The 3,056-nt window shown below is 39.9% G+C and carries 4 protein-coding genes; all 4 read left to right on the top strand.

Annotated features, from left to right (window positions below; translation table 11 throughout):
- The first annotated feature begins 160 nt into the window (after positions 1-160).
- The gene (locus tag NG798_RS27125) at positions 161-313 is read left to right on the top strand and encodes a hypothetical protein (protein ID WP_261226833.1); all 153 of its coding nucleotides are present in this window, start codon (positions 161-163) and stop codon (positions 311-313) included.
- A 478-nt stretch (positions 314-791) separates the two neighbouring features.
- A complete protein-coding gene (locus tag NG798_RS27130; RefSeq protein ID WP_261226834.1) occupies positions 792-1,838 on the top strand; it encodes a Fic family protein in 1,047 nt (348 codons plus the stop codon).
- A gap of 103 nt (positions 1,839-1,941) precedes the next feature.
- On the top strand, positions 1,942-2,148 hold the full coding sequence (locus NG798_RS27135) for a hypothetical protein (RefSeq protein ID WP_261226835.1): 207 nt from the start codon (positions 1,942-1,944) through the stop codon (positions 2,146-2,148).
- 177 nt (positions 2,149-2,325) lie between these two features.
- A complete protein-coding gene (locus NG798_RS27140; RefSeq protein WP_261226836.1) occupies positions 2,326-2,520 on the top strand; it encodes a hypothetical protein in 195 nt (64 codons plus the stop codon).
- The last annotated feature ends 536 nt before the right edge of the window (positions 2,521-3,056 follow it).

The following is a 3,056-nucleotide window of genomic DNA, read 5'->3' on the forward strand; positions in this document are numbered from 1 at the left end:
GTTGGTCTCTACTACAACCCCCGTTCTAACATAGCGGAGGGTTCTTTCTGTTATAAAGCTGTACTAAAAATTTGAAGTAGAAATGGTTATAAAAAATAATTAAGCGCTAACGCGCCTAATTATTGAAGGTGAAACTAAAAAAACCCATTCCTATTCTACCATGAACCAACCCAAAGCTGAGAAGATAATTGCGGCTATTCGTACAGCCCTCGCTAAAAAAATGAGTCCTTCTGAAATGGCTGCTTATGAGCAGTGGTCGGCTAAACACGACTATTTAGAAATGGCATATTCTTCTGTGGATACCCATATCTAAACTTTCCCCTAATCAATACTTCTCGAACTTTAATCAGCAGGTATTCCCATGCAGAAATCAACGAACACACGAATTAAGCTAGATTCGTCTGTTTTAATTTCCACCAACAGCAGACCTGATCTAACCCCCGTTGAATATGTGTCCCTCTTTGATGAAGGCGAATGTTTCACGCTTGAGTTCACAAGTGATTCTATCAAGGTGGTAGATGAATTAATCTCATCCCTGCAAGCTATTGCTACACGGCTGCATAACAGGAAGCAAAACCAACTGCTTCAGGAATTGGAATCTCTGGATATTGGCATCACCAATAATTCAATAGTTCATTCTTCTACGGAACTAGAACATCTCTTGTTCTAACATTGATACCTCCCTAATTGCAGGGAGGTTTTTTTTCTCTATGATATCATTAAGAATCGGACTTACCACATATCTGAACTTCGGATATAATTATTGTAAATTATCCTATTTTAAAAGACAAATGAATTCATTTAGGGAAGGGTTTATTGAAGAGCAACCAATTAATCAAGGGCTTCTCCAGACTATTCGACTTCTGGGAGAATATAAAGGAAAACAAGAATTATTTAAAGAACAATCGCCTCAAGTGATAAAAACGCTACGGCAAGCAGCCATTATTCAGAGTACCGAATCTTCTAATCGGATTGAAGGCATTACTGTGCCCTTAGAACGAATAAAAAAACTGGTATCCGACAAAACTACCCCACGCGACCGAAGTGAGCAAGAAATTGCTGGTTATCGTGAAGTTTTAAGTACCATCCATTCCAGTTATGCTCATATCCCTTTCACTCCTAATATTATCCTACAGCTTCATCGGGATCTCTATCAGTTTTCTGTTAATACTGGTGGCCGGTGGAAAACTATTGATAACGAAATTACTGCTACTTATCCAGATGGTACAAAAGTTGTCAGATTCCGTCCTACTCCTGCTTATGCCACAGCAGCCGCTATGGAACACTTACACACCCAATTTAATCGCCTTTGGGAATCAGGGACAATAGAACCATTATTGTTAATTCCTACTTATATTTTAGATTTTTTGTGCATCCATCCCTTTTTAGATGGCAATGGTCGCATGGCTAGGTTATTGACTCTTCTGCTACTGTATAAAGCTGGTTATGAGGTGGGCCGGTTCATTAGTTTAGAGCGTCTTGTAGAACGAACCAAGGAAAGTTACTACGATACCCTTTATTCATCTTCTCAAGCTTGGCATGAAAGAGAACATAATTTATTACCTTGGTGGGAGTATTTTCTAGGTGTGATGTTATTATCAGTGTATCGGGAGTTTGAGCAGAGAGTCGGCTACGTTACCTCTGCAAAAGGAAGTAAAACGGCAATGGTTTTGGATGCTATTAACAGCTTACCTAGGGAATTCTCTATTAAAGAATTACAGGAACGATGCCCGACTGTTAGTATTGATTTAATTAGGCGCGTTCTTCGGCAAGGAAGAGAGGCAGGTAATCTGGAACGTTTGGGACAAGGAGTGACTGCTCGTTGGCGCAAGCATTGATATTTGGTATTCTCCGAAATTTGATATTTGTTGACACTACTAATATCTTATGAAACTCCGAAGGCTGACGCCTTAAATTAATGACCAGTTTGGAGATAAACTTATGTACAGAATAGAAACGCCATTTGAATCACCTCCGTTTAATCAGTATCCCCTAACTACAGAAGAAATTGAGCTCCTACTGGATGTTGAGCAAGATGGTGAAGTTCATTGGGATAATCTTGCCCAACATCAATCTATCCTAGACAAGATCCGCCCCTCAATTGCATCAATAATAAAATCAGAGGGCTGGGTCACATTACATGATTAAGCCTCTCTAAAAGCAACCCATTAGGGTTGTTTTTTTTATTCTTATCCACCACATTTAGCTCAACTTTTAGGGGTTATATCCGAGGCTAACGCCTTAAAAAAATGAAGTTATGTGGTGGGTTTTATGCAGGCTATCATTAAATTAAACAGGCTACATCGGATTATCCAATCTTGGGGATTGAACATCAGGCCGCGCCAAGACCGTTGGGGACAGATAAAGCTGCCTATCGCCTTTGTAGGCAATGGCTATGGTGGTGTTTTATCTGCTCATGGTGGTATGCCATACGAACGGTGGTGGGGCAATATTTCTGAACATCAAAAGTATCGCTGCCGTCAATATTTCCAGACTTTCGTCGAAGTTGATGCTCTGTAGCAGATTATAAGCCGATGCAATTTGCATTGGCTATTTTTTTTATCTAGTTAATTATTAACCAATCACTGCTACTCGGTATGAAGTGAATATTATGTTTTTTCTTGTAGCCGGATTAATTATTTTTAGTAACCCCTTTATTTCCAGTATTTGCTACGCAAGGCGAAGGCGTAATTTATCATCATTTTTCTATGAAACCTGGAATAAATATATGGTCTGGTCAAAAAGGATTGGGTGGTGCACTAACAAATCCTACTACTTTATCGTTCCGCAAAGGGAACGTGAAATACCAGTATCCAGTAGTTTTTTGGGATGTTGAGTATGCCGATGCCGAGGCAGCATATAAATACCATAAAACAGGGGTGTTAGAACGAGATATGGTTATTATGACCAAGATCATAAAAGCCAAATTAGAACAGCATCCTCAACTAGCAGAAGCCATTGCTAAAAATGGTGGGGTGCTGTGGTTAGAGGAGTGTCGGCATATTGTTGGGGTAAAAGGGAGCCGGTGGGAGGGAATTGGCCGCCGGTCTAACTTT

Source organism: Ancylothrix sp. D3o, from assembly GCF_025370775.1.
GTDB lineage: Bacteria > Cyanobacteriota > Cyanobacteriia > Cyanobacteriales > Oscillatoriaceae > Ancylothrix.

What these genes read in the sequence shown, in the direction of transcription:
- NG798_RS27125 (WP_261226833.1), top strand. Translation starts at nt 161, where the DNA reads ATGAACCAACCCAAAGCTGAGAAGATAATTGCGGCTATTCGTACAGCC.
- NG798_RS27130 (WP_261226834.1), top strand. Translation starts at nt 792, where the DNA reads ATGAATTCATTTAGGGAAGGGTTTATTGAAGAGCAACCAATTAATCAA.
- NG798_RS27135 (WP_261226835.1), top strand. Translation starts at nt 1,942, where the DNA reads ATGTACAGAATAGAAACGCCATTTGAATCACCTCCGTTTAATCAGTAT.